The sequence below is a fragment of the Streptomyces sp. NPDC104831 genome (genome assembly GCF_055583025.1).
Genome location: NZ_JBVJOT010000032.1, coordinates 99,635 through 105,000 on the forward strand (window position 1 = coordinate 99,635; position 5,366 = coordinate 105,000).

Below are 5,366 nucleotides of genomic sequence, written 5' to 3' on the forward strand. Positions count from 1 at the left end.
CGAGGCCCCCCCCCCCCTCCCCCCCCCCCCCCCCCCCCCCCCCCCCCCCCCCCCCCCCCCCCCCCCCCCCCCCCCCCCCCCCCCGGCGGCGTTTTCCCGGCCGTTCGGGCCGGTGCGGGCACGGGGCGGCCGCACGGGTCGCCGAGGGCCCGGAACGGGCGCCTGCGCCGAAAGGGGCGCCGAGGGACCGCGGGAGCGGCCGGGGCGGCCCTGAGGCCGTCCGGCCGCCGCGGTTCCTCGGCGCCCCTTGTCGCCGTCGGCTAGGCGCGGCGCAGCGTCGGCTTGAGTTCCTTCAGCCGGCCCAGCAGGCCGTTGACGAAGGACGGCGACTCGTCGGTGGAGAACTCCTTCGCCAGCTGCACCATCTCGTCCAGCACGACGGCGTCCGGGGTCTCGTCGACCCAGATCAGCTCGTACGCGCCCAGCCGCAGGATGTTGCGGTCCACGACCGGCATCCGGTCGAGCGTCCACCCCACCGCGTACTGGGCGATCAGCTCGTCGATCCGGTGCGCGTACTCGGCGTAGCCCTCGACCAGCTGCATCGTGTACTCGCTGACCGGCGGCTGCCGGGTGTCGGACCGGGAGAGCCGGATCCAGTCCGCGAGGACCGTCAGGACGTCGACGCCGCGCTGGTCGCCCTCGAAGAGGATCTGGAAGGCGCGCTTGCGGGCCGTGTTGCGGGCAGCCACGGTTAGCTGTTCACCCGGCCGAGGTAGTCGCTGGTACGGGTGTCGACCTTGATCTTCTCACCGGTGGTGATGAAGAGCGGGACCTGGATCTGGTGGCCGGTCTCCAGGGTGGCGGGCTTGGTGCCGCCGGTGGAGCGGTCGCCCTGGACGCCCGGCTCGGTCTCGGCGACCTTCAGCTCGACGGCGGCCGGCAGCTCGACGAAGAGCACCTCGCCCTCGTGCTGGGCGACGGTGGCCTTGAAGCCCTCGATGAGGAAGTTGGCGGCGTCGCCGACGACCTTGCGCTCGATCATGAGCTGGTCGTAGGTCTCCATGTCCATGAAGACGAAGTAGTCGCCGTCCATGTACGAGAACTCCATGTCGCGCTTGTCGACAGTGGCCGTCTCGACCTTGACGCCGGCGTTGAAGGTCTTGTCGACGACCTTGCCGGAGAGCACGTTCTTGAGCTTGGTGCGCACGAAGGCCGGGCCCTTGCCGGGCTTGACGTGCTGGAACTCGACGACGGACCAGAGCTGGCCGCCTTCGAGCTTGAGCACCAGGCCGTTCTTGAGGTCGTTCGTGGAAGCCACGGTTGCGGAATCTCCTGGACTGACGTACGACCCCGGGTCACGCGCTACAGCGCGAGCAGCTCCTTGGTCGTGATGGTGAGTAGCTCGGGTCCGCCGTCCGCCTCGGGGCGCACGACGAGCGTGTCATCGATCCGGACGCCGCCCCGGCCCGGGAGGTGGACCCCCGGTTCGACGGTGACCGGCACGCAAGCGTCCAGTTTACCCATGGCCGAGGGGGCGAGCTGCGGGTCCTCCTCGATTTCGAGCCCCACACCGTGCCCGGTCATCGGTGGCAGCGCTTCCGCATAGCCCGCCGAGTCCAGCACCTGGCGTGCCGCGCGGTCGACATCGCGGCAGGCGGCCCCGGGTGCGAGGAACTCCCGGCCGGCGCGCTGGGCGGCGAAGACGAGGTCGTACAGCTCGACCTGCCAGTCGGCGGGCGAGGTGCCGATGACGAAGGTGCGGCCGATCTCGCAGCGGTAACCGCGGTAGGTGGCGCCCAGGCAGACGGAGAGGAAGTCGCCCTCCTCCACCCGCCGGTCGGTGGGGCGGTGGCCGCGCCGGCCCGCGTGCGGTCCGGTCGCCACCGAGGTGGGGAAGGCCGGGCCGTCGGCCCCGTGGTCGACCAGGCGCCGCTCCAGCTCCAGCGCGAGGTGCCGTTCGGTGCGGCCGACCAGGATGGACTCCAGCAGCTCGCCGAGGGCCTGGTCGGTGATCTCGGCGCCGATGCGGAGGCAGGAGATCTCCTCCTCGTCCTTGACCACCCTCAGCTGCTCGACCGCGCCGCCCAGGTCGGTGAGGCGGAGCGCCGGGGCGACCGAGGCGAGGGCGCGGTGGCGGGCCACGGTGAGGTGGTGTTCCTCGACGGCCAGGGAGTCGGCTCCCTGGGCCACGGCGAGACCGGCCGCCGCCACCCCGGTATCGCCGCCGCCCACCGGGAGGACGTGCAGGCGCAGGTGCTCGTCCGGCCTGCCTTCGCAGGGCCTCTCGTCCGGCGGGCCGGCGCACACCAGGAGGTCCTCGCACCTGCCGAGCAGCAGGACGGAGCCCCGCGGCGCCGCGGCGGCGAGGTAGCGGACGTTGGCCGGGCGGGTGACGAGCGCCGCCGCGGTGCCGGCCGCGTTGACGTGGTCCCTCAGCCGGGATCGGCGGTTCGCGTACACCTCTGACATGAGATGAGCGTAGGAGTTTTGTCCGAGTTGTGCCGATCGGGAGGGGCCGAGTGGGGTTCTCCCGCCTACCAGCTCGGCGGGCTCGCTATCGCTCGCGCCAGGACCTCGTCCAGTACGCGGGCCGTTCCGGGGACGTCCAGCTGGGAGTTGTCGATGATCGGGAGGCCCGAGCCGTACCAGCCGGCCATGCGGCCGTGGATGCGGGCCACCTCCTCGTCCGTGAGGCGGCGGTTGCCGGTGCGTTCGGCGTTGCGCTCCAGGACGACGTCCAGGCCCGGGAGCAGCACCACCGGGAGCAGGCCGGGGCCCACGTGCCGCTTCCAGCCGCCGAGGCCGACGACCGGGCGGTCCGGGAAGACGGCGTCGTCCAGGATGCAGGAGATGCCGTTGGCCAGGAAGTTGCGGGCGGCGAAGCCGCAGGTGCGGCGGGCCAGGCGGTACTGGGCCTCCGCGTTCTCGTTCCAGCCGTACTGGGGGTCGGCGAAGCCGGAGCGGACCCATTCGCGTACGTCGTCCAGGCTGATGTGGGCCGTGGGCACGCGCCGGTGGTCCGCCCAGTACCTGGCGACGCTGGTCTTGCCCGCGCCGGCCGGGCCGATGAGGAGGACGGCGAGGGTGGCGGCCGTCGGGTCCGGGGCCGGGGCGGACGGTGCCGCGGGGGTGCCCACCGGGCCGCCGGGCGGCAGCGGCACGTGCCCGGTGGCGTCGGGGGCCGGCGGTGCCGCGGGGTGCCGCGCGGGCGGCGGGCCGGCGGGGGCCTGTGGCCGCGGCGGAGCCGGACTCTGCTGCGGAACCGGGGCCGGAGGGGAGGCCGGGGGCCGCGGCGGGGCCGGCGGGACGGCTCCCGGCGGGGCCGGGAAGCCCGGCGGCGGGGGCACGGGGGCGGGCTGCCCGGAGGCTCCCGGGGGCGGGCCCTGGGGGTGGGCGGCCGACAGGTGGGGAATCTGCTGGTGGGGCGCCGGCTGGTAGGAAGCCGATGCCCAGCCGGCCTGCGGCCCCTGCCCCGGCTGGTGGGGCGGCGGCAGCGGAGAACCCACTGCGTGCTGCATCCGTTGCCACTCCGTCTCGTACGGGCACTGTGCTGCCGGCGGCGGGGGCGCGCCCCGACCGCCTACCGAACGGTACCGTCCCCGGCCGTCGTCCGGTGAAACGGCCGGGGGCGGTCCGAAGTGCCCGGCCCGGTAAGGGAACCGGACGGGAGGGAGCGGTCCGGCGGTTCGGGACCTACTGCCCGACCTCGCCGTACGCGGCGAGGAGGACGGCCGGGTCCGGGCCCTCCAGGACGGTCGGCCTGGCCAGGCCGTCCAGGACGATGAAGCGGAGCAGGTCGCCGCGGGACTTCTTGTCGACCTTCATCGTCTCCAGCAGCTTGGGCCACTGGTCGTAGCGGTAGTGCAGCGGCAGGCCGACGGCCTCCAGGATGGTGCGGTGCCGGTCGGCGGTCGCGTCGTCCAGGCGGCCCGCCAGGCGGCCGAGTTCGGCGGCGAAGTGCATGCCGACCGAGACCGCGGCGCCGTGCCGCCACTTGTACCGCTCGTTCTTCTCGATCGCGTGGCCGAGCGTGTGGCCGTAGTTGAGGATCTCCCGCAGCCCGGACTCCTTCAGGTCCGCGGAGACCACCTCGGCCTTGACCCGGATGGACCGCTCGATCAGCTCGGCGGTGTGCGGGCCGGCCGGGGTGCGGGCGGCCTCGGGGTCGGCCTCGATCAGGTCCAGGATCACCGGGTCGGCGATGAACCCCGCCTTGATGACCTCGGCCAGACCGGAGACGTAGTCGTGCACCGGCAGCGAGTCCAGTGCCGCCAGGTCGCACAGCACACCGGCCGGCGGGTGGAAGGCGCCGACCAGGTTCTTGCCCTCGGCGGTGTTGATGCCGGTCTTGCCGCCGACCGCCGCGTCCACCATCGCCAGCACCGTGGTGGGGATCGCCACCCAGCGCACCCCGCGCAGCCAGGTCGCCGCGACGAATCCGGCCAGGTCCGTGGTGGCGCCGCCGCCGACGCCGACGATGACGTCGGTGCGGGTGAAGCCGCACTGGCCGAGCGCCTTCCAGCAGTAGGCGGCGACCTCGGCGGTCTTGGCCTCCTCCGCGTTCGGCACCTGGACGGCGACCGCCTCGTAGCCCTGCTCGGCCAGGTCGGCGCGCAGCGCCTCGCCGGTCTCGGCGAGGGACTCGGGGTGGATCACCGCGACCCGCTTGGCCCGCTCGCCGATCAGTCCGGCCAGCTCGCCCAGCAACTGCCGGCCGACCAGCACCTCGTACGCGTCCGTGCCGGCCGTGGCCCCGACCTGGATGCGGGTGACTGCCTCGCTCATCGCTGCTTCAACTCCAGTGCCTCCAGCACGCTCTGCGTGACCTCTTCGGGGGTGCGGCCGTCCGTCGCCACCACCGCGGCGGCGACCTCCTCGTACAGGTGCCGGCGCGCTTCCATCAGCTCGCGCCACTGCTTGCGCGGGTTGACCGCGAGCAGCGGGCGGGCCACGTTCAGACCGGTGCGGTGGACGGCCTCCTCGACCTCCATCGTGAGGTAGACCACCCGGTGCCCGGCCAGCAGCGCCCGCGTCCCGGCGTCGAGAACGGCCCCGCCGCCGAGCGCCACGACCCCGTCGTGCTCGGCGAGGGCCGCCCGCACCGCCGCCTTCTCCAGCGCGCGGAAGGCGCTCTCGCCCTCGTCCACGAAGATCTCGGCGACGGTGCGGCCCTCGGCGGCCACGATGTCGTCGTCGGTGTCCCGGTAGCCCACGCCGAGGTGCTCGGCGAGCATCCGGCCCACCGTGGACTTGCCCACCCCCATGGGGCCGACCAGGACGACCGCCGGCCCGGCGCTCACCTGATCGCCAGCCCGTCGAGGTAGGAGCGCACGTTGCGGCGGGTCTCGGTGACGCTGTCCCCGCCGAACTTCTCCGCCACCGCGTCCGCCAGCACCAGCGCGACCATGGCCTCGGCCACGATCCCG

Annotated in this window: 6 protein-coding genes and 1 pseudogene; all 7 read right to left on the reverse strand. The window is 73.9% G+C overall.

Features of this window, described 5'->3' with window-relative positions; genetic code table 11:
• Window positions 1–260 precede the first annotated feature (260 nt).
• Complete coding sequence (gene nusB / locus ACZ63H_RS22385; protein ID WP_469867602.1) at window positions 261–689, reverse strand: transcription antitermination factor NusB; 429 nt, start codon at window positions 687–689, stop codon at window positions 261–263.
• A gap of 2 nt (window positions 690–691) precedes the next feature.
• Complete coding sequence (efp, locus tag ACZ63H_RS22390) at window positions 692–1,258, reverse strand: elongation factor P (RefSeq protein WP_469867604.1); 567 nt, start codon at window positions 1,256–1,258, stop codon at window positions 692–694.
• Between the two features lie 44 nt (window positions 1,259–1,302).
• Entirely contained in the window at window positions 1,303–2,409 is a 1,107-nt protein-coding gene (locus tag ACZ63H_RS22395) for an aminopeptidase P family protein (protein WP_469867606.1), read from the reverse strand.
• Between the two features lie 65 nt (window positions 2,410–2,474).
• Window positions 2,475–3,458, reverse strand: a complete 984-nt coding sequence (locus tag ACZ63H_RS22400; protein WP_469867608.1) for an AAA family ATPase — start codon at window positions 3,456–3,458, stop codon at window positions 2,475–2,477.
• A gap of 175 nt (window positions 3,459–3,633) precedes the next feature.
• A complete protein-coding gene (aroB, locus tag ACZ63H_RS22405) occupies window positions 3,634–4,725 on the reverse strand; it encodes a 3-dehydroquinate synthase (RefSeq protein WP_469867610.1) in 1,092 nt (363 codons plus the stop codon).
• The gene (locus ACZ63H_RS22410; RefSeq protein ID WP_469867614.1) at window positions 4,722–5,204 is read right to left on the reverse strand and encodes a shikimate kinase; all 483 of its coding nucleotides are present in this window, start codon (window positions 5,202–5,204) and stop codon (window positions 4,722–4,724) included. The genes aroB and ACZ63H_RS22410 overlap by 4 nt, the downstream gene beginning before the upstream one ends.
• Window positions 5,205–5,236: 32 nt before the next feature.
• A pseudogene (locus ACZ63H_RS22415) lies at window positions 5,237–5,366 on the reverse strand (chorismate synthase); the annotation flags it as partial.